We start from the raw sequence: 20,338 nt of genomic DNA, 5'->3' as shown, positions 1-20,338 counted from the left end.
TAGCCTGTGACCATGGCTTACGACGCATCCCCTCTTTCCGACGCCATCTCCGAGGCCGCGCGCCAGGAGCTGGCCCGCCTGGCCGAGCGATCGGTTGACTACCACCGCATGGCCAAGGCGCTCGACTGGCTGGCCGAGCGGTGGTCGGACCATCCGTCGCTGGACGACGCCGCCCAGGCCGTCGACTTATCGCCGTTCCACTTCCAGCGCATTTTCACGCGTTGGGCGGGGGTGAGCCCCAAGACCTTTGTCTCAGCCATCGCCCACGCCGAGGCGCGGCGCTCGCTGGAGGCTGGCGGCACAGTGCTGGACGCCGCCTTCGACGCGGGGCTTTCCGGACCCTCGCGCCTGCACGACCTGTTCATCGCCCAGGAGGCGGCGACGCCCGGCGAGGTGCGCCGACGCGGTGCGGGCATGCGGCTGCGCTGGGGCTGGGCGCCGACCCCGTTTGGCAAGGGTCTGTTCGTGATCGCCGACCGAGGTCTCGCGGGCCTGGCCTTCTCCGATGGTGACGACACGGCGAGCTTCGCCGACATGCATCGTCGCTTTCCCGCCGCCGACTGGATCCAGGATGATCGCGCCGCTCAGACGATGGCCCTGCGGGCTTTCTCGGGAGGGGAGGGGCCCTTGCCGGTGGTGCTGATCGGCTCGCCGTTCCACATCCAGGTCTGGAAGGCCCTGCTGAACATAAAGGCCGGTGAGACCGCCACCTATGGTCAGGTGGCCGCCTGGGCCGGCAAGCCCAAGGCCTTCCAGGCGACCGGCGGCGCCATCGGGGCCAATCCGATTTCGCTGCTGATCCCGTGCCACCGCGCCATCGCCAAGGACGGGCGGTTGACGGGGTATCACTGGGGCCTCGCCCGCAAGGCGGCGATTCTGGGCATGGAGGCGGTGGCGGCGGCTTCCTAGTCCTCCCCCTAGCGGGGGAGGTGGTCGCGAAGCGACCGGAGAGGGAAGTGCTGTTGAGCCTGCGGCTTCCCTCTCCGTCGGCTTCGCCGACACCTCTCCCTTGGGGAGAGGATTTCTCCAAGAGCTACAAAATAAACCGGCTCAGATCCGCATTCGCCGCTAGCGCGCCCACCCGCTCCTGCACATAGGCTGCGTCGATCGTCACGGTCTCGCCGCCGCGATCAGCCGCGCTGAAGCTGATCTCTTCGACGACCTTCTCCATAATCGTCTGCAGGCGGCGGGCGCCGATGTTCTCGACCGATCCGTTCACGGCCACGGCCGCGTCGGCCAGGGCGTCGATCGCCTCGTCGGTGAAGACCAACGCGACCTCTTCGGTCGCCATCAGCGCTTGATGCTGGCGGATCAGGTTGGCTTCCGGCTCGGTCAGGATCCGGCGCATGTCGTCGCGCGACAGGCCCTTCAGCTCTACGCGGATCGGCAGGCGGCCCTGAAGTTCGGGCAAGAGGTCGGAGGGCTTGGCGACGTGGAAGGCGCCGGAGGCGATGAACAGGATATGGTCGGTTTTGACCGGACCGTGCTTGGTCGAGACCGTCGTGCCCTCGATCAGCGGCAGGAGATCCCGCTGCACGCCCTCACGGGATACGTCAGCGCCGGAGCGCTGAGACGAGCTGGCGACCTTGTCGATCTCGTCCAGGAACACGATGCCGTGGTTCTCGGCCAGCTCCAGCGCCTCCTGGGTCAGGGCCTCCTGGTCCAGCAGCTTGTCGCTTTCCTCGGCGATCAGCGGCGCCCAGGCGCCCGAGACGGTGGTCTTGTGGGTCTTGGTGCGACCGCCGCCCAGAGACTTCATCATGTCCGACAGGTTGAACACCGCCGCACCCGGCTGGCCCGGGATGTCGAAGCTGGGTCCACCGGTGTCGGCCAGCTGCAGCTCCACCTCCTTGTCGTCCAGTTCGCCAGCGCGCAGCTTCTTGCGGAAGGATTCTCGCGCGGCCGTCGAGCCCGGACCGGTCAGCGCGTCGAGGATGCGCTCCTCGGCGGCGCCCTCGGCCTTGGCCTTCACGGCGGCGCGGCGCTTGTCGCGCACCATGGCCAGGGCGCTCTCGACGAGATCGCGGACGATCTGGTCCACGTCGCGGCCGACATAGCCGACCTCGGTGAACTTGGTGGCCTCGACCTTCAGGAACGGCGCTTGGGCCAGCTTGGCGAGACGACGGGCGATCTCGGTCTTGCCGACGCCCGTGGGCCCGATCAGCAGGATGTTCTTGGGGGTGACCTCATCGCGCAGATCAGCGGGCACGCGGCGGCGGCGCCAGCGGTTGCGCAGCGCTACGGCCACGGCCTTCTTGGCCTCGGCGTGGCCGACGATGTAGCGGTCCAGTTCGGAAACGATCTCGCGGGGGGAAAACTCAGTCATCGGTCGTTGATCAGGGCCTCGAAGATCAAGCGCCACCCTTCGGGGCGCTTCTGCCAGACATGCATATAGTGCGCGTGTTCGATGATTTCCTGGTGGTCGGCCCAACCGGCCTCGCCATGGGTCCAGACGAAGTCGCCCGCCTTGGAGGCGCCGCCGCCGCGCAGGGTGAGGACCATGCGCTGGGGTCGTGCGTCGGTGCGTTCGGCGACGGCGGCGGGGGTCAGGCCTTCGGTCCCTTTAGGCCCAAGCATCCAGGCGTCAGCGGCCAGGGCGCGCCGATAGGCGGCGGGCGCGTCGCTCTCGGCCGCCTTGGCCAAGGCGCTCTCGGCGGTTCGGACCTTGTCGAAGGCGAGGGCCGGCGATCGCTCGCCGGACTTTGCGATGGGGTCGAGCGTGGTCGGCGCATCCGGACCCGGGGCGCTGGCGGCGTCGGCGGCGGCTCCGCCGTCATAGATCCATGTCCACCGCCCGTCCGGCGCCTTGCGCCAGATGGTCGCGAAGTAGCCGCCGCGCTTGTCGTTGATCTCGGAGGGGCCGACCGAGAGCGCGAGATCGCCCGACCGGGCCGCGACGATCCTCTGGGGCCACCACTCCAGTTTCGGCGTCTTGCTGGAGGGCCGCTTCTCGTAAAGCGTCCTGGCGTTCACGGGCCACGGCGCGAACATGATCGCGTCATCGGCCATGTGCTTGAGAAACGAATCCCGGATCCCCAACGCCAGACCATCCGCAGCGAAAGCGCGTTCGGCGGCTTCAACCTGAGCGGCGACGCCCGGGTCGGCCATTGTGGGTGTCGTCCAGCACGCAGCGGCGAGCCCGGCGATCAGCATGGTCCTGAGCATTCGAAGGTCCTCCCGGCGGGAGTTAAAGCCTAAAGGCTTTCGACCGTCAGGTTACCGTTCGTATAGACGCAGATCTCGGCGGCGATGCCCATCGCCTTGCGCGCGATGTCCTCGGCGGAAAGATCCAGATCAATCAACGCCTTGCCGGCCGCCAGGGCGTAGTTGCCGCCCGAGCCGATCGCCGCGACCGCGCCGCCGCCAAGACTTTCGCCTGGCTCCAGCACGTCGCCGACGCCGGTGACGGTGTAGATGGCGGTCTTATCGGCTACCAGCAGCATCGCTTCCAGCTTGCGCAGATAGCGGTCAGTCCGCCAGTCCTTGGCCAGGTCCACGCAGGCGCGGGCCAACTGGTGGGGATACTGCTCCAGCTTGGCTTCCAACCGCTCAATGAGCGTGAAGGCGTCGGCCGTGGCGCCGGCGAAGCCCGCGACCACCTTGCCGCCGGCCAAGCGTCGCACCTTGCGGGCGTTGCCCTTGACGACGGTTGGGCCCATGGAGACCTGTCCGTCGCCGGCGATCACGGTCGAACCGTTCTTGCGCACCGCCAGAATGGTCGTGCCGTGCCAGTCGGGAAAGGAAGAGCTGTTGCTTTGCATGGCTTCGCATGTGGCGAGGCCGGGCCGGAGGGTCAAGCGCCATGAGTTTTTCGGAAGCCGAGGTCGAGCGCTACGCCCGCCACCTGGTGCTGCGCGAGGTCGGCGGCCCGGGCCAGCAGAAGCTCAAGGCAGCTAGGGTTCTGGTGGTGGGGGCGGGCGGCCTCGGCGCGCCCGCCGCGCTGTATCTGGCCGCCGCGGGGGTCGGGACGATCGGGCTGGTCGATCCAGACACCGTCTCGCTGTCGAACCTGCAGCGTCAGGTTCTGTACGCCACCGCCGATGTGGGCCGACCCAAGGTGGAGGCGGCCACCGAGCACCTGCGCGCGCTCAATCCGAACACGACCGTCGAGACCCATCCGGTATGGCTGAACGCCGCCAACGCTGAGGCGGTGGTCTCGGGGTATGACCTCGTTCTGGACGGCACCGACGATTTTGCGACCCGCTTCGCCGTCAGCGACGCATGCCTCGTGCAGGACAAGCCGCTGGTCAGCGGCGCCCTGGGGCGCTGGACGGGCCAAGTCGGCGTGTTCCACGGACAGCCCTGCTATCGATGTCTGGTGCCGGACGTGCCGCCGGATGCGGAAACCTGTTCACTGGTCGGCGTGATCGGAGCGCTCGCCGGCGTGATCGGCTCCATGATGGCCCTGGAGGCGGTAAAGCTCCTCACCGGCGCCGGTCAGCCGCTTTCCGGCCGCCTCCTCATCTATGACGCCCTGGCCGGTGAAACCCGCACGGTGCGGATCGGTCGCGACCCGCAATGCCCGTCCTGCGGCGCTTGACCTCCCCAGCGTAACGCCGTTCGCTATAGGCAAGCGTTTCCCGGGAGCATTGAGATGAAGACCTTTGCGCGCGGTCTGGCGATCACGCTGGGCCTGCTGGTCGTCGTGGCGGCTGGGGCGTGGCTGGTGCTGCAGCGGCCCGACATCCCCTACGCTACGCTAGAGGCCAAGTACGGCTATCCGGACTCGCAGTACATGGATCTGCCCGGCGGCGTGCGGGCGCACTATCGCGATCTGGGACCTCGCGACGCACCGGCGATCGTGCTGGTGCACGGCTATTCCGCCTCGACCCATGCCTGGGATGCGTGGGCCGCGCGTCTGTCCAAGTCCTACCGCGTGGTGGTGCTGGATCTCCCGGGCCACGGCCTGACGCGGACTTCTGGTCCCTATCTCGCGGGCCGCCAGGGATTCGTGGCGGTGGTCGACGCGCTGACGGGCCGGCTGGGCCTGACGCGGTTCACCCTGGCCGGCAATTCGATGGGCGGCGCGGTGGCCTGGACCTATGCGGTCGATCATCCCGACAAAGTTCAGAGGCTCGTGCTGGTCGATGCGGCGGGATGGCCGTCCGAGAAATCGAGCGGCGCCTTGATCTTCACCATACTTCGCACCCCTATTGGCCGTGCGCTGCTGAAGGACGTCGATACCCGCCCGCTGGTCGCTCAGGGGCTGCGCTCTGGGTACTGGGACCAGAAGCTGGTCACGCCGGCCCTGATCGATCGGTATGTCGAGCTCTCCCGCGGACCTGGTCATCGCGATGTCCTGCTCTCGCTGCAGAGCGGACCCCGTCGCGACGCCACCGTCGCCGAACTCTCGACGATCCACGCCCCGACGCTGATCATGTTTGGTCAGGAAGACCGGATCATTCCCGCCGGCGATGGTGAGAAGTTCCACAAGGCCATACCGGGAGCGACCTTGATCCTCTACCCGGGCGTGGCTCACGTGCCGATGGAGCAGATCCCCGACCGCTCGGCGGCGGATCTTGAGGCCTGGCTGGCCGCCCATCCGGTCGAATAACGCTGTCTTCGGGTTCATACGGACCTGACAGCGTCGCAGCAGGCCGGCCATATACGGTCAGGCAAAGCGCGTGGGGCGACGATGAACGGATCTCGGATCGGGCTGGGCGCGCTCAAGACCAAGGTGATGTCGCCCGAAGGCGCCGCGGCGTTGATCGGTCCGGGCGAGACCGTCGGCATGAGCGGCTTCACAGGCTCAGGCTATCCCAAGGCCGTGCCCACGGCCCTGGCGCGTCGTATCGAGGCCGAGCATGCGGCCGGAAATCCCTTCAAGCTGCGCGTCTGGACCGGCGCCTCAACCGGTCCGGAGCTGGACGGCGCGCTGGCGAAGGCTAATGGCATCGAGTTTCGGCTGCCCTACAACTCTGACCCCATCGCCCGCGAAATGATCAATCGCGGCGAGATGGACTATTTCGACATGCACCTGTCGCAGGTGGCTCCAATGGCCTGGCAGGGGTTCCTGGGTCCGCTCGACACGGCCGTCATCGAAGTCACCGGAATCCGACCAGACGGGTCGCTGATCCCGTCCTCGTCGGTAGGCAACAATAAGACCTGGATCGACCGCGCCTCGAAAGTGATCCTTGAGGTGAACCGTTGGCAAAACCCCGCCCTGGAGGGGATGCACGACATCTACTACGGCACGGCGCTGCCGCCGGACCGGCGTCCCATTCCGCTGACGCGGCCCGATCAGCGGATCGGCGAGACCTATTTCCGCTGTGATCCGGCGAAGATCGTGGCGGTGGTTGAAACCGACACGCCCGATCGGAATCTGCCCTTTGATGCGCCGGGCGAGGATCACCGCGCCATCGCCGGCCACCTTCTGGAGTTCTTCCGCCATGAGGTGGCGCGGGGTCGGCTTCCAGCCAATCTGCTGCCGTTGCAATCGGGCGTCGGCAACATCGCCAATGCGGTGATGTTTGGCCTGGTGGACGGCCCCTTCGACGGTATGACCGCCTATACCGAGGTCCTGCAGGACGGGATGCTGGCGCTGCTGGAGTCCGGCAAGCTGCTCAGCGCCTCGTCGACGGCCTTCTCGCTCAGTCCCGAGGCGGCGCACACGCTGAACGCTGACCTTGACCGGCTCCGCGATCGCTTGGTGCTGCGGCCTCAGGAGATCAGCAACCATCCAGAGCTGATCCGACGCCTGGGCTGCATCGCCATGAACGGCATGATCGAGGCCGACATCCATGGGGCGGTGAACTCGACCCATCTGATGGGCTCGCGCATCCAGAACGGCATTGGCGGCAGCGGCGATTTCGCCCGCAACGCCTATGTCTCGATCTTCATGGCCCCTTCGACGGCCAAGGGCGGCAAGATCTCGACCATTGTCCCGAAGACACCGCATGTCGATCACATCAACCAGGATGTCCAGGTGCTGGTCACCGAGAAAGGCCTGGCCGATCTGCGGGCCCTGTCGCCGCGGCAGCGCGCCGAGGTGATCATCGAGAACTGCGCTCATCCGGACTATCGCCCAGCCCTGAAGGACTATCTCGCCCGCGCCCGACGGGACTCCTACGGTCAGCAGTCGCCGACTCTTCTGATGGAAGCGTTCGCCTGGCACCAGCGGTTCATCGAAACCGGCGACATGCGCGGCTGAGGTTGCGGAGGATCAAGGCGCCGCAGGACCTCGCTCCGCCATCTGCCGCCTTCGACAGAGCGTGACGCCGAAAGTGGGAACCGGTTTCGGCGACAGTTACGCTCTAAGTATTTGATTTATAATCTATTTATCGCGTCGAACCGATTCCGTTTTGACGCGCGAGGCTCTAGGAGTTCGCCATGACCGACGCCGAGCACCAGACCGCCTTCGACCAGATCGGCGGCGCCGCACCGGTCGCGGCGATGGTCAACGCCTTCTACGACCTGATGGATACTGACCCCGCCTATGCGCGCCTGCGGGCGATCCATGCGCAGGATCTGACGCCAATGCGGGCCTCGCTGGCCGGGTTCATCACCGGCTGGCTGGGCGGGCCCCGCGACTGGTTCGTTCAACGGCCAGGCGCCTGCATGATGTCGCTGCACCGCGCCATGCCGATCGACGCCGAACTGGGACGGCAATGGGTCGAGGCCATGACGCGCGCGATGGCTCAGGCGGATGTCGAACCGGACATGGCCGATGCCCTCAGCGAGGTCTTCGGCCGGATGTCGGCCAACATGACCACGCGCTGAGCCCTTACAGCATCGCCGGGATCACCCGGTCCGGTGGGCGGTGCCCATCCATGAAGGTCTTCACGTTGACGATGACCTTCTCGCCCATGTCGATGCGCCCCTCAACCGTCGCCGAGCCCATGTGGGGCAGCAGTACGACATTGGGCAGCTTCAGGAGCTTGGGATTGATGGCGGGTTCGTGCTCGTAGACGTCAAGGCCGGCGCCGGCGATCTCGCCCTTGGCCAGCATGTTCGCCAGCGCCCCCTCGTCGATCACCTCGCCGCGCGCGGTGTTGACGACCACGGCGTGAGGGCGCAGCAGCTTCAGGCGACGGGCCGACAGCAGGTGATAGGTGGCCGGGGTGTGCGGGCAGTTCACGGACACGAAGTCCATCCGGGCCAGCATCTGGTCGAGGCTTTCCCAGTAGGTGCAGCCCAGCTCCTCGGCGATGCGCGGGCTGACGGGCTTGCGGTTATGGTAGTGAACCTGCATGCCGAACGCCTTGGCGCGACGGGCGACCGCCTGGCCGATGCGGCCCATGCCGATAATGCCCAGGCGCTTGCCCCAGAGGCGACGGCCCAGCATCCAGGTCGGCGACCAGCCATGGAAACCGCCCGCCTTGACCACCTCGGCGCCTTCGACGATCCGGCGCGAGGCGGCCATGATCAGGGTCATGGTCAGGTCGGCGGTGTCTTCGGTCAGGACGCCGGGGGTGTTGGTGACGATGATGCCGCGGGCGTTGGCCGTAGCGACGTCAATATTGTCCACGCCGGCGCCAAAATTGGCGATCAGCTTGAGCCGATCGCCGGATCGCGACAGAAGGCGCGAGTCGATGCGGTCGGTGATCGTCGGCACGAGGACGTCGGCGCGGCTCATCGCGTCGACCAGCTCGTCCGACGTCATGGGCTTGTCGGAGACGTTCAGTTCGGTGTCGAACAGTTCGCACATCCGCGTCTCCACCGGATCGGGGAGTTTGCGGGTGACGATGACTTTGAGCTTGCGGGCGGCCATGGGCGGTTTGAAAAGCTCTCTCTGACAGGCGTTTGAAAGCTGTAGCAAAGGGGCCGTTGGGGGCCAAGCAACATGCGGTCAAAAACAGAACAAGGTTCGTCTCGGATGGGTTTGACGCGCGTCATGGTCGGAATTGCGGCGGGAGCGGCGTTGCTGGCCAGTTCGGCGGCCGCCCAGGCGCCCAGGGTCACGCCCTCGGGCCTGGAGGTGCCGCGCTACGTCTCGTTGAAGTACGCCGAGGTCAACGCCCGCAATGGCCCGGATGAGGACCATCAGCTTTTGTGGGTCTATCACGCCAAGGGCCTTCCGGTTCAGGTGGTGGCCGAAACCCGTGAGTGGCGCCGGATCTGCGATCCGGAGGGCGGGCTGGCATGGGTCCACAAGCGCACAACCGATGGCCGACGCTCGGCTATGCGGGTCCAGCCGTCCAATCTTCCCTTGCTCAGCGCGCCGAAAGACGGGGCCAAGGTCACCGCCTATCTGAAGGCCCGGTCGGTAGCCTCGCTGGAAAAGTGCGAAGAAGGCTGGTGCAGACTGCGGGCTGACGGATCGTCAGGCTGGGCGCGAGAAGGCGAGATCTGGGGCGCTGATCCCGCCGTCCAGTGTCGCAAACGCTAGGGGCGCTTTGGATCGCCTTCGCGTAGGGAAACGTTGAGGCCTCACCCACCGCCGTGCTAGGGCGTGCGCCATGCAGAAGAACGCCTATACCTTCGAAGAACTCCTGGCCTGCGGCCGCGGCGAGATGTTTGGCCCCGGCAACGCCCAGCTGCCGGCGCCGCCGATGCTCATGTTCGACCGGATTGTCCGGATCGAGGCCGAGGGCGGCAAGTACGGCAAGGGCTATGTCGAGGCCGAGTTCGACATCAACCCCGATCTCTGGTTCTTCGGCTGCCACTTCATCGGCGATCCCGTCATGCCCGGTTGTCTGGGCCTGGACGCCATGTGGCAGCTGGTCGGCTTTTTCCTGGGCTGGTCGGGTGGTCCCGGCCGCGGTCGCGCCCTGGGCGTCGGCGAGGTGAAATTCACAGGCCAGGTCACGCCCGACATCAAGAAGGTCGTCTATAAGATCGACCTGAAGCGGGTGATCATGCGCAAGCTGGTCATGGGCATCGCCGACGGCGTCCTGGAAGCGGACGGCAAGGTGATCTACGAAACCAGTGACCTGAAGGTTGGCCTGTTCACGCCCGAACAAATGGCTTGATCCGTTAGACGAGACCGGCCCTAGAGAGCTGGCCCCTGTCGGATCGTAGGGGGAGAAGAGGATTTAGAATATGCGTCGCGTCGTCGTCACCGGACTGGGGATCGTCTCGTCCATCGGCAACAACGCCAATGAGGTCTTGGCCTCGCTGCGCGAAGCCAAGTCCGGCGTGATCGCCGCGCCCGAATACGCCGAGCTCGGCTTCCGCTGTCAGGTTCATGCCGCGCCCCAGATCGACTGGGAGTCGCTGGTCGATCGCCGTGCGGCGCGCTTCCTGGCCCCGGGCACGGCCTATGCTCACATCGCCATGGAGCAGGCGATCGCCGATTCCGGTCTGTCGGAGAGCGAGATCTCCCACGAGCGCACCGGCCTCATCGTCGGTTCGGGCGGCCCCTCGACCCGCGTCATCATCGACGCGGCGGCGATCACCAAGGAAAAGGGTCCCAAGCGGATCGGCCCGTTCGCCGTGCCCAAGGCCATGAGCTCGGGCCCTTCGGCAGTGCTGTCGACCTGGTTCAAGATCCGCGGAATCAACTATTCGATCAGCTCGGCCTGCGCGACCAGCGCCCACTGCATCGGCGCGGCCGCCGAACAGATCCAGATGGGCAAGCAGGACGTGATCTTCGCCGGCGGCTGCGAAGAGCTGGACTGGAGCCTGTCGAACCTGTTCGACGCCATGGGCGCCATGAGCAGCAACTTCAACGACCGTCCGGCCGTGGCCAGCCGCGCCTATGACAAGAACCGCGACGGCTTCGTGATCGCCGGCGGCGCCGGGATCGTGGTTCTGGAAGAGTACGAACACGCCAAGGCGCGCGGCGCCAAGATCTATGGGGAAGTGGTCGGCTATGCCGCCAATTCCGACGGTTATGACATGGTGGCTCCGTCGGGCGAGGGCGCGGCGCGCTGCATGCGACTGGCCATGGCCGAAGCGGGGAACCGCGCCATCGACTATCTCAACCCGCACGGCACCTCGACGCCGGTCGGCGACAGCAAGGAGATGGGCGCGGTGCGCGAGGTGTTCGGCGACAAGGCCCCGATGATCTCGTCGACCAAGTCGCTGACCGGCCATAGCCTGGGCGCCGCCGGCGCTCAGGAGGCGATCTATTCGATTCTGATGCTCAACAACGACTTCGCGGCCGAGAGCGCCAATATCGAAGAGCTCGATCCCGAATTCGCCGACCTGCCGATCCTGCGCCAGCGCGTGGACAAGCCGCTGGAGACGGTGATGTCCAACAGCTTCGGCTTTGGCGGCACCAACGGCACGCTGATCTTCAGCCGCGTCTAGAGCCGGCGGGCGTTGACCAGCGCCCGCGAGGCCTTCGACCTTTATCGCGCCGGACACTCGGCAGAGGCCGCCGCCTTGTGCGAGCGGCTGGTCGCGGAGGCGCCGAGCGTGGAGGCCTGGCACCTGCTGGGCGTGACCCGCCTCGAACTGGGCTCTGCCGAAGCGGCGCTGGCGGCCCTGGACGCAGGCTTGGCGCTGGACCCTGTTCGCCCGGGCTTGCTGTCGGCGAGAACCCTGGCCCTGACCGCCCTGCGGCAAGACGACGAGGCGGTGGTCGCGGCGCGCGCGGCCCTAGCGGTCGACCCCGACAATCCGCCGGTGTTCAACGCCTTGGCGGCTTCGCTTCAGAGGTCGGGCGGGTTCACCGAAGCGTTGGCGGCGATCGATCATGCCGTCAGGGCGGCGCCCCGCGAACCGGCTTACCGCGCGCGCCGCGCCGCGTTGCTGACCCTGCTCAACCGGCCGGCCGACGCCGCGCGTGATCTCGAGGCGTTGTTCGAGCTGAATCCCGGTCATCCGCGCCTAGCCGCAGATCTGTTGTGGGCCCGTCGCCAGACCTGTGACTGGCGGGAAGACGCGGCGCTGGACATGCTGGTCAAGGCGGATCTGAAGCTGGGCCGCGCGGGTGTAGCGCCCTTTGCAGCCCTGGCTCTGTTCGATCTTCCCGCTCTGCATCGCCGCTGTGCGACGCTGTCGGCGCCGCCCAGCGTGCCGACGCCGGTATGGCCTGCCCGGCCGGTCGGTGATCGGATTCGCGTCGGCTACCTATCCTCCGACCTGCACGAGCATGCGACGGCGCGGCTTCTGGCGGGCGTTCTCGAAGCGCATGATCGGTCACGCTTCGAGATTTTCGCGGTTTCCTATGGGCCGGAAACGGGCGGAGCGATGCAGGCGCGACTGAAGGCCGCCTGCGAACACTGGATCGAGGCGCGCCGGCTTTCCGACGCTGAGATCGCTCTGAAGTGTCGCGAGCAAGGGCTTGATATCGCTGTAGATCTCAAGGGCTACACTCAAGACGGACGACCCGGGATCCTGGCCCATCGCGCGGCGCCCGTTCAGGTCATCTGGCTTGGCTATCCCGGCACCCTGGGCGCGCACGCCGACATTGTCCTGGCGGACGCCGTGACGATTCCGCCGGGCGCCGAGGCCCATTGGTCCGAGGCGGTGGTGCGCTTGCCGCACTACCAGCCTAACGACGCCCTGGCGGCGGCCATACCGCCCCCGAGCCGCGCCGAGGTCGGCTTGCCGGAGGGTGCGCGCGTCTTCTGCTGCTTCAACAATCCGGCCAAGATCACGCCGGAGGTGTTCGAGATCTGGATGGAGATCCTCCGCGGCGCGCCCCAGAGCGTCCTTTGGCTCTACGCGGGGGCGCCTGGCGCCGCCGAAAATCTTCGCGCCGAGGCGATCAAGGCCGGCGTCGCGCCGGAGCGGCTGGTCTTCGCCGATCCTGCGCCGCACAACCGGCATCTGGCTCGCCATGCGTTGGCGGATCTAGTGCTCGACACTTGGCCTTACGGAGCTCACACCACCGCCAGCGACGCGCTGCGCATGGGAGTTCCGGTTCTCACCCTGCCGGGGGAGAGCTTCGCCAGCCGGGTTGGAGCCAGCCTATTGACCGCCATCGACATGGCCGATCTGATCGCGACGTCGAAAGCCGATTACGTCGCCAGGGCGCTGGTTTTGGCGGCCGACCAGACCCTCAAGGCCCGCGTCGCGGAGGCTGTCCGGCGCTCGACCCTCTTCGATCCTGTCGCCTTCGCCCAGTCTCTTGAGGCCGCCTACGCCGCTCTGGTCCGTCGCTGAAGGGTTCCGCCGGGCGGCGGCGCCTGCTAACCAGCGGACAACGATTTGCGAAAGAGGGCCCCACACATGGCCGACGATTACGCGTTCCCCAAAGGCGAGCTGATGCGGGGCAAGAAGGGCCTCGTCATGGGCGTGGCCAACCACAACTCGATCGCCTGGGGCATCGCCAGCCAGCTGGCCGCCCAAGGCGCCGAGATGGCCTTCACCTACCAGGGCGAGGAACTGGAGCGCCGCGTGCGCCCGCTGGCTGAGAGCATCGGCGTCAAGACGATGATCCCGTGCGACGTGACCAACGACGCCTCGATGGACGCCGCCTTCGCCGAGATCGAAAAGGCGTTCGGGACGATCGACTTTGTGGTGCACTCGGTGGCCTTCGCCAACAAGAACGAGCTGAAGGGCTCGTTCGTCGACAACACCACCCGCGAGGGCTTCCTGCTGGCCATGAACATCTCGGCCTTCAGCTTTGTGGACGTCGCCAAGCGCGCCTCGAAGATCATGCCGAACGGCGGTTCGCTGATCACCATGACCTATCTGGGCTCCGAGCGGACCATCCCGAACTACAACACCATGGGCGTGGCCAAGGCCGCGCTTGAGGCCTCGACCCGCTATATCGCCCGTGACCTAGGCCCCAAGGGCATCCGCTGCAACGCCATCTCGGCCGGCGCGATGCGCACCCTGGCCCTGGCGGGCATCGCGGGCGGCCGCGGCATGATCGCCCAGGGCCGCGCGTTCAGCGCCATGAAGGAAGACACCTCTATGGAAGGCGTCGCCGGTTGCGCCCTGTGGCTGGCTTCGGATCTTGGCAAGTCGACCACGGGCGAAGTCGTCCACGTCGACGCCGGCTTCCACATGATGGGCATGCCTGACGCCGAAGAAGCGTAAGCGTGCACCAACCGGCCTACGGCGCGTAGGCCCGCATGAATCGTTCGGCCGCTTCCCGTGCGAGGCGGCCGAACTGTTCCTGGCTCTTGTCGGACGGCAAGCGCAGGAGGGACCGCAGCTGGCTGTGGCCCATGACCATGCCGGAGAAGAACTCCGCCGCTTGGTCGAAGTCCTCCACCTTCATCCGGCCCAGCCGCGTTTCGGTTTCCAGAAAGGCCGCGAGTTGGCGACGGGCGTTCAGCGGGCCGGCCTCGAAGACTTCCTGGGCGATGTCGGGCATTTCGCCCGAGCCCAGAATGATCACCCGCATCATCGAGTAGCTCTTGGTGGTGATCACCGTCTCCAGAACCGACCGCGCATAGGCCTCGAGCGCCTCGGTCGGATTGTCGACAGCGCCGGGTTCGCGCAGCGAGGCGGTGATGCTCTCGACCCGCCGCTGCATCAGCGCCCGCATGAGCTCAGCCTTTGAGCCGTAGTGATTGTACACCGTCTGCTTGGAGACCCCGGCATGGCGGGCGATCGCCGCCATGGGCGCGGCCAGACCGCGTTCGCCCATGACCTCGACGGCCGCGTCCAGAATCGCCTCGGTCTTGGCGACATCGATCTGTCCGGGAATGCGAGGCATCGGGAAACTCCGGGCGTCAGTGGGCGTCGGACGGAGGCCGCGGGGCGTTCTTGACCGGCGACGCCAGCAATGAAACCGCTGCGGCGATGAAGCAGCCGATCGCCAACAGCGTGAAGCTGTCGCCAAACGCCATCACCGTGGCTTGCTGTTGCATCATGCCGCTCACCGCCTTGCGCGCCGCGCCGGCGGGATCGGCGACGCCCAGCTGCATCATCCGCTCGGTCAAACCGGCGATCATGCCGGCCGCGGGACTGCCCTGGATCACCTTGGACGTCATGTCGTCATAGTACAGCGCCGTCTGTTGCGTGATCGAGGTGGCGAGCAGCGCAAGACCGATCGCGCCGCCGGTGTTGCGCGACAGGTTCACGAGCCCGGAGGCGTTCTTGACCATGTGCGGGGGCAGGGTGCTCATCGTGATCTGCTGGGTGGCGATCATGGCGATCATGACGCCGACGCCACGGCAAGCCTGAACGCTGGCGAACTCCCAGAAACCCCAGTCCTTGGTCACGCCGTGGGCCATGTACATGCCAAAGCCCGCCAGAAGGAAGCCGATGCACATGGGAATGCGCGGATCGGTCTTGCGGACCAGGCGTCCGGCGATGGGACCGGTCAGGAACATCGACAGGCCCGATATGACCATGGTCGTGCCGACCTCGGACGCCGAGTATTGCCGCACGCGGCCCAGGAACTGCGGCAGCAGGAAGGTGCCGCCAAACAGGCTCGCGCCCGACACCGCCGTCATCAGGACGCCGACGGTGAAATTGCGATTGGAAAAGGCGCGCAGCTCCACGATCGGGTTGCGATAGGTCAGCTGCCGCCACACAAACGCGACCCCGCCGAGGACCGCTACGACGGTCAGCCACAAGATCAGGCTGTCGGAGAACCAATCCTCCTTGGCGCCTTCCTCCAGCACGTACTGCATGCTCATCAGGAAGACCGCCATCACGGCCAACCCGAACCAGTCGAAGCCCTTGGCGAGGCTGGGATCGCCCTTGTCGAAATCGCCCCAGCGCGCCACGCCAAACAGCACGATCAGGCCCGTCGGCACGTTGATGAAGAACAGCCATCGCCAGCTCAGCCACTCGGTCAGATGGCCGCCCAGCGTGGGACCAACCGTCGGCGCCAGGGTGACGATCAGGCCCATGATCACGCTGGCCGTCACCCGCCGCTCGGGCGGAAAGGCGGTGAAGGCCACGGCGAAAACCGTCGGGATCATCGCACCGCCGATAAAGCCCTGCAGCGCCCGCGTCAGGATCATCATGTCGATCGACGTGGACAGGCCCGTCAGCACGCTCATGACGATGAAACCCGTGCATGAGGCTAGGTATAGGCGCTGCGTCCCCCACAGCCGCGACAGGTATCCCGAGAGCGGGATCATCACGACTTCTGGGATCAGATAGGCGGTCTGGATCCAGCTGACCTGGTCGGTGCTGGCGCCGACCCCGGCCTGGATCTGCGGCAACGAGGCCGCGACGATCTGGATGTCCAGGATGGCCATGAACTGGCCGATGACCATGGCGCCGAAGCCGAGGAACAGCTTGGTCCAGTCGACCGGCGCGGCCGTCGCGCCGTCGGATGCTGTCTTGCCGAGCGCGTCGGCGGGGAGGGCGGCGTCAGCCATGGCGGGCGGGACCGACTAGCGGGCCGCGCCCTGTCGGGCCATCTGCGGCGTCACCTGGGCGGCTTCCGCGAATGAGAGGCCCGAACGGTCGCGGACGTCGACCTTGATCTCAACCGACAGGCCGGGGCGCAGCGCCGCGCCAAGCTGGCTGCGGTCGACGGCGATCTTCACCGGTAGGCGCTGGGTGATCTTGGTGAAGTTGCCCACGGCGTTCTCCACCGGGATCAGGGCGAACTCCTGGCCCGTCGCGGGGGCGAAGCTGTCGACCTTGCCGATAATCTTTTGCTTACCGAACGCGTCGGCCTTGATCTCGACCGGTTGGCCGATCCGCAGGCGCGCGACCTGGGTTTCTTTGAAGTTGGCCACAACATAGGCCTGGCCCAGCGGCACCACCGACATCAGGGCGACGCCCGGCTGAACCAACTGGCCCGGACGAACCGAACGGGCGCCGACCACGCCGCCGACCGGGGCGCGAATGACGGTGCGTTCGAGGTCCAGCTTGGCCTGATCGACCGCGGCGTGGGCGGCGGCGGCCTGGGCCACGGCCTGGGCCTTGGCGGAGCCCAGCGATTGCGCGGCGCGCTTTTCGGCCTCCAGCGCGGCTTGGGCGCTGGCGACGCCGGCGGCGGTCTGGGTGGCGGCGGCTTTGGTGGTCTGGACCTTCTGTTGCGAGACCCAGCCCTGTCCGGCCAAGGCGTTATAACGGTCGAAATCGGCCTTGGCCCGGCTGGCGTCGGCCTGGGCGCTGGTTACGCCAGCGGCCTTCTGGGCGATCACGGCCAATTCAAGATTGCTCTTGTCGTCGATCGAACGCACAGCGGCGTCGGCCGCTGCGGCGTTGGCGACGGCCTGATCGACCCTGGCCTGGAAGGTGGAGGGGTCGATCTTGGCCAGCACCTGGCCCGGATCGACGCGCTGATTGTCGGTGACGAGAACCTCGGCGACATAGCCGGACACCTGCGGGCTCACCTGCACGGTGTCGGCCTGTACGAAGGCGTTGTCTGTGCTTTCGAAGTGCTGCTTGTCCAGGAACCAGAGCGTTCCGCCGACCAGGACCGCGACCAGCGTCGCACCGCCCACAATTAGAGGAACCAGCTTCTTCTTCTCGGCCGCCATGCCCAGACCCTTGTCAAAAGACAACAAGCGCGCCGGATAGAGGGGTCTGGCGCGCGGTTCAAGGGATAAATGGACGCAGACGTCCAAAAATCAACGACGGCTGCGGCGATTTCTCGTCTCAGGCCGCGCGACGCTTTTTGCCGTCTTCCGTGAGGCGGAACCGCTCGACCAGACGGCCCAACTGGCGAGCCTCGTTCGACAGGGCGTGACTGGCCGCCGTGCTCTGCTCGACCATGGCCGCGTTTTGCTGTGTGGCCTGATCCATCTGGTTCACGGCGGTGTTGACCTGATGCAGTCCTGTCGCCTGCTCGTTAGCCGAGGCGGCGATCTCCGCGACAATGCGATTGAGATCCTGCACGCCGGCGATGATGCGGTGCAAAGCTTGCCCGGTTTCGCCCACCAGGCTGACGCCTTCATTGACTTGGTTGGTCGAGTTCGAGATCAGCGTCTTGATCTCTTTGGCGGCCTCAGCCGAGCGCTGCGCCAGGGCGCGCACCCCCTGAGCGACCACCGCAAACCCCTTTCCGGCGTCGCCGGCGCGCGCGGCCTCGACGCCCGCGTTGAGAGCCAGAAGGTTCGTCTGGAACGCGATTTCGTCGATGACGCCGATAATGGCCCCGATCTCATGGGAGCTGGCCTCAATCTGACCCATGGCGGCCACGGCGCGCTCCACAACCTCGCCGCCCTTCTCGGCGTCCTGGCGCGCGGCCTCGACGTTGCGGCGGGCGCTGCCCGCGCCTTCCGCGGTCTTTCGGACCGTCACGGTGATCTCGTCCAGGGCGGCGGCCGTCTCCTCGAGGCTGGCGGCCTGCAGCTTCTGATAGGCGGGCGGAAACGCCTCATGCAGCCGGTAGGTCAGATCGCCCGCCGCAAGGGCTTCCAGCCCTTCGCCCACACGGCCGACGACGATGGTCTGCTCGCGCGCGTTGCTATGGCGCTCGGCCTCCGTGAGCTCTCGGGCCCGCTCGACCTCGGCGCGCTGTTCGGCCGCCAACCTGCGACACCGCGCCACAATTTCCACTTGCGTCGGAATCACGACAGATTAAAAGCCGCTCCCCATCGCAACCAAGGGTCCGGGAGCGCGTATCTCCTCCGGCGTGTGTCCGCCGGTCTCGCCTATTGGCCGCAGGAGGTTCTCGTGAAGTCTTCGTCTCCGATCGGCCAAACGCCGCTCGACATGATCCGTCCGGTCTTGTGGATGGCCGCCGTCGCTTTCGCGGCGGGCTTTGGCGGTTATTTTGTGCTTGGCCTTCGGACCATGCGCCCGCTGATCAACTAGACGCCGGTCGACCCGAAGCCCCCTACGCCCCGCTCGGTGACGTCGAGGTCGTCAACCTCGACCATCGGCCACTGCGGTGCGGCGGCGATGACACCCTGGGCGATGCGGTCGCCCCGGCGGATGATGAAGTCTTCCTCGCCCAGATTGATCAGCAGCACGCAGACCTGCCCGCGATAGTCGCTGTCCACGGTGCCCGGCGCATTGACGACCGTCACGCCGTTCTTGAACGCTAGGCCCGACCGCGGGCGCAGTTGCATTTCATAGCTGTCGGGGATCGCCACAGAAAAGCCGGTGGGGGCCATGCACCGCGCGCCAGGCTTGAGGACGATTGGCTCATCTTCCGGTACGGCCGCCCGAAGATCGAACCCGGCCGCCCCCGCCGTCGCGTAGGCGGGGACCGGCAGGTCGGAATTGCCTTCCCAGCGCTTGAAACGGATGGAGAGACCGGCGGGAATGGCGGACATGCGAGGCTCCTCGAGGGGTCGCCCCGGCTGTAGCTGATTTGCCGGCTATCCTGAAGGCTAAGACAGGACGTCTGCGATCCGGGCCGCGATCTGAGCTGCGACACGATCCTTCGCGGCGCGCTCCCAGCGTTCCGTTCCAGACTTCGTCACCAAAAGCACCGCGTTTTCGCCGCCGCCCATGACACCGGGCTCTGTCACGTCGTTGGCGATGATCCAGTCGCAGCCCTTGCGGGCCAGCTTGGCGCGGGCGTGCTCCTCGACATGGTCGGTCTCAGCCGCGAAGCCGACGACCAGCCTGGGCCGATGTGGGCCTGACGCCGATAGCGTCGCCAGGATGTCAGGGTTTTCCACGAAGGTCAGGGCGGGAGGGCCGCCCTTTTCCTTCTTCAACTTGCTGCCGAAGGCTTCGTCGACCCGCCAGTCGGCGACGGCTGCGACGAACACGCCGACATCCGCGGGAAGCGCAGCTTGGCTGGCGGCCAGCATCTGCCGGGCGGTCTCGACATCAACCCTGCGCACGCCGGGCGGCGTCGGCAAGGCGACGGGGCCCGCGACGAGGGTCACCTCAGCGCCGAGCCCGGCCAAGGCCTCGGCGATCGCGAAGCCCTGCTTTCCGCTCGAGCGGTTGGTGATCCCCCGCACGGGATCGATGGGCTCGAACGTCGGGCCAGCGGTGACGAGCGCACGCTTTCCTTCGAGAGGGCGCGCGGCGGACCCCTCCAACGCGGCCATGATGGCGGCGAAGATTTCCTCGGGCTCTTCCAGACGGCCGGGACCGAACTCGCCGCACGCCATGGCGCCGTCCGCAGGTCCTACGAAGGTCACGCCGTCAGCCTTGAGGGTCGCGATGTTGCGCTGAGTCGCGGGGTGCAACCACATGCGCACGTTCATCGCGGGCGCCATCAGCACAGGCTTGTCGGTCGCCAGCAGGACGGTCGAGGCCAGATCGCCCGCCAGGCCGTTCGCCGCCTTGGCGATCAGGTCGGCGGTCGCGGGTGCGACCACCACCAGATCGGCTGACCGCGACAGTTCAATATGGCCCATCTCGTGTTCGTCCGTGAGCGAGAACAGGTCCTGGTAAACCTTGTCCTCGGCCAAGGCCGCGAGGGAGAGCGGTGTGACGAACTCGGCGCCGCCCTTCGTCAGAATGGGCCGTACGGCGACGCCGGCCTTGCGCAGAAGCCGGGCTAGCGGCAGCGCCTTGTAGGCCGCCACGCCGCCGCCGACGATCAGAAGAACTCGCTTCTCGCCCACGTTTCGCTCCGCGCTTGGCTTGAACGCTCCAGCACATGCCCATCCGCGCGCCAAAGCGCCAGAGCCAATCGTGGCGGGAAAAAGAGACTCGACTCGCGTTC

General features: G+C 66.8%; 20 protein-coding genes and 1 pseudogene. 11 read left to right on the top strand and 10 right to left on the bottom strand.

The window, feature by feature from the left end; genetic code table 11:
- The first annotated feature begins 6 nt into the window (after nucleotides 1-6).
- On the top strand, nucleotides 7-909 hold the full coding sequence (locus tag J2X45_RS09535; RefSeq protein ID WP_310214033.1) for a bifunctional helix-turn-helix domain-containing protein/methylated-DNA--[protein]-cysteine S-methyltransferase: 903 nt from the start codon (nucleotides 7-9) through the stop codon (nucleotides 907-909).
- Between the two features lie 124 nt (nucleotides 910-1,033).
- On the opposite strand, the gene hslU is transcribed toward J2X45_RS09535, so the two are convergent.
- Genes hslU through hslV form a run of 3 tightly spaced genes read right to left on the bottom strand, consistent with a single transcriptional unit; the run spans nucleotide 1,034 to nucleotide 3,797 of the window.
- Nucleotides 1,034-2,326 (bottom strand): ATP-dependent protease ATPase subunit HslU, encoded by a 1,293-nt coding sequence (gene hslU / locus J2X45_RS09530; protein ID WP_310214031.1) that lies wholly within the window; start codon nucleotides 2,324-2,326, stop codon nucleotides 1,034-1,036.
- A complete protein-coding gene (locus J2X45_RS09525; protein ID WP_310214030.1) occupies nucleotides 2,323-3,165 on the bottom strand; it encodes a DUF4440 domain-containing protein in 843 nt (280 codons plus the stop codon). The genes hslU and J2X45_RS09525 overlap by 4 nt, the downstream gene beginning before the upstream one ends.
- Nucleotides 3,166-3,194: 29 nt before the next feature.
- A complete protein-coding gene (gene hslV / locus J2X45_RS09520; RefSeq protein ID WP_310214029.1) occupies nucleotides 3,195-3,797 on the bottom strand; it encodes an ATP-dependent protease subunit HslV in 603 nt (200 codons plus the stop codon).
- 5 nt (nucleotides 3,798-3,802) lie between these two features.
- On the opposite strand from hslV, the gene J2X45_RS09515 reads away from it, so the two are divergent.
- From J2X45_RS09515 to J2X45_RS09500, 4 genes are all read left to right on the top strand, one after another.
- Nucleotides 3,803-4,540, top strand: a complete 738-nt coding sequence (locus tag J2X45_RS09515) for a HesA/MoeB/ThiF family protein (protein ID WP_310214028.1) — start codon at nucleotides 3,803-3,805, stop codon at nucleotides 4,538-4,540.
- A gap of 54 nt (nucleotides 4,541-4,594) precedes the next feature.
- The gene (locus J2X45_RS09510) at nucleotides 4,595-5,554 is read left to right on the top strand and encodes an alpha/beta hydrolase (RefSeq protein ID WP_310214027.1); all 960 of its coding nucleotides are present in this window, start codon (nucleotides 4,595-4,597) and stop codon (nucleotides 5,552-5,554) included.
- A 51-nt stretch (nucleotides 5,555-5,605) separates the two neighbouring features.
- Nucleotides 5,606-7,150 (top strand): acetyl-CoA hydrolase/transferase family protein, encoded by a 1,545-nt coding sequence (locus J2X45_RS09505; RefSeq protein WP_310214408.1) that lies wholly within the window; start codon nucleotides 5,606-5,608, stop codon nucleotides 7,148-7,150.
- A 179-nt stretch (nucleotides 7,151-7,329) separates the two neighbouring features.
- A complete protein-coding gene (locus tag J2X45_RS09500) occupies nucleotides 7,330-7,719 on the top strand; it encodes a group II truncated hemoglobin (RefSeq protein WP_310214026.1) in 390 nt (129 codons plus the stop codon).
- A 4-nt stretch (nucleotides 7,720-7,723) separates the two neighbouring features.
- Here J2X45_RS09500 and J2X45_RS09495 read toward each other — a convergent pair whose 3' ends face one another.
- Nucleotides 7,724-8,710 (bottom strand): D-glycerate dehydrogenase, encoded by a 987-nt coding sequence (locus J2X45_RS09495; RefSeq protein WP_310214024.1) that lies wholly within the window; start codon nucleotides 8,708-8,710, stop codon nucleotides 7,724-7,726.
- A gap of 72 nt (nucleotides 8,711-8,782) precedes the next feature.
- Here J2X45_RS09495 and J2X45_RS09490 point away from each other — a divergent pair, with 72 nt between their 5' ends.
- The 5 genes from J2X45_RS09490 (at nucleotide 8,783) to J2X45_RS09470 (ending at nucleotide 13,878) form a co-directional block, all read left to right on the top strand.
- The gene (locus J2X45_RS09490) at nucleotides 8,783-9,328 is read left to right on the top strand and encodes an SH3 domain-containing protein (protein WP_310214023.1); all 546 of its coding nucleotides are present in this window, start codon (nucleotides 8,783-8,785) and stop codon (nucleotides 9,326-9,328) included.
- A gap of 70 nt (nucleotides 9,329-9,398) precedes the next feature.
- A complete protein-coding gene (gene fabA, locus J2X45_RS09485) occupies nucleotides 9,399-9,911 on the top strand; it encodes a 3-hydroxyacyl-[acyl-carrier-protein] dehydratase FabA (RefSeq protein ID WP_310214021.1) in 513 nt (170 codons plus the stop codon).
- 70 nt (nucleotides 9,912-9,981) lie between these two features.
- Complete coding sequence (gene fabB / locus J2X45_RS09480; protein WP_310214020.1) at nucleotides 9,982-11,193, top strand: beta-ketoacyl-ACP synthase I; 1,212 nt, start codon at nucleotides 9,982-9,984, stop codon at nucleotides 11,191-11,193.
- A 12-nt stretch (nucleotides 11,194-11,205) separates the two neighbouring features.
- Nucleotides 11,206-12,996: a hypothetical protein gene (locus J2X45_RS09475; RefSeq protein WP_310214019.1), complete on the top strand. Its 1,791-nt coding sequence runs from the start codon at nucleotides 11,206-11,208 to the stop codon at nucleotides 12,994-12,996.
- A gap of 66 nt (nucleotides 12,997-13,062) precedes the next feature.
- Nucleotides 13,063-13,878: an enoyl-ACP reductase gene (locus J2X45_RS09470; protein ID WP_310214018.1), complete on the top strand. Its 816-nt coding sequence runs from the start codon at nucleotides 13,063-13,065 to the stop codon at nucleotides 13,876-13,878.
- A 16-nt stretch (nucleotides 13,879-13,894) separates the two neighbouring features.
- Here J2X45_RS09470 and J2X45_RS09465 read toward each other — a convergent pair whose 3' ends face one another.
- From J2X45_RS09465 to J2X45_RS09450, 4 genes and pseudogenes are all read right to left on the bottom strand, one after another.
- Nucleotides 13,895-14,503: a TetR/AcrR family transcriptional regulator gene (locus J2X45_RS09465; RefSeq protein WP_310214016.1), complete on the bottom strand. Its 609-nt coding sequence runs from the start codon at nucleotides 14,501-14,503 to the stop codon at nucleotides 13,895-13,897.
- Nucleotides 14,504-14,519: 16 nt separating this feature from the next.
- On the bottom strand, nucleotides 14,520-16,124 hold the full coding sequence (locus tag J2X45_RS09460; RefSeq protein ID WP_310214015.1) for a DHA2 family efflux MFS transporter permease subunit: 1,605 nt from the start codon (nucleotides 16,122-16,124) through the stop codon (nucleotides 14,520-14,522).
- A 15-nt stretch (nucleotides 16,125-16,139) separates the two neighbouring features.
- Nucleotides 16,140-17,246: an HlyD family secretion protein gene (locus J2X45_RS09455; RefSeq protein ID WP_310214406.1), complete on the bottom strand. Its 1,107-nt coding sequence runs from the start codon at nucleotides 17,244-17,246 to the stop codon at nucleotides 16,140-16,142.
- Between the two features lie 112 nt (nucleotides 17,247-17,358).
- Nucleotides 17,359-18,240: pseudogene (locus J2X45_RS09450) on the bottom strand (methyl-accepting chemotaxis protein); the annotation flags it as partial.
- 138 nt (nucleotides 18,241-18,378) lie between these two features.
- Here J2X45_RS09450 and J2X45_RS09445 point away from each other — a divergent pair.
- Entirely contained in the window at nucleotides 18,379-18,519 is a 141-nt protein-coding gene (locus J2X45_RS09445; RefSeq protein ID WP_310214014.1) for a hypothetical protein, read from the top strand.
- Here the strand turns inward: J2X45_RS09445 and dut are convergent.
- Nucleotides 18,516-18,983, bottom strand: a complete 468-nt coding sequence (gene dut / locus J2X45_RS09440; RefSeq protein ID WP_310214013.1) for a dUTP diphosphatase — start codon at nucleotides 18,981-18,983, stop codon at nucleotides 18,516-18,518. The two genes, J2X45_RS09445 and dut, sit on opposite strands and share 4 nt — an antisense overlap.
- Nucleotides 18,984-19,040: 57 nt before the next feature.
- A complete protein-coding gene (gene coaBC, locus J2X45_RS09435; RefSeq protein ID WP_310214011.1) occupies nucleotides 19,041-20,237 on the bottom strand; it encodes a bifunctional phosphopantothenoylcysteine decarboxylase/phosphopantothenate--cysteine ligase CoaBC in 1,197 nt (398 codons plus the stop codon).
- Nucleotides 20,238-20,338: the final 101 nt, after the last annotated feature.

Source organism: Caulobacter sp. BE264 (assembly GCF_031457805.1).
Lineage (GTDB): Bacteria > Pseudomonadota > Alphaproteobacteria > Caulobacterales > Caulobacteraceae > Caulobacter.
The sequence above is the reverse complement of the archived record's forward strand: the minus strand, read 5'-3'. Positions and strand labels throughout refer to the sequence as shown.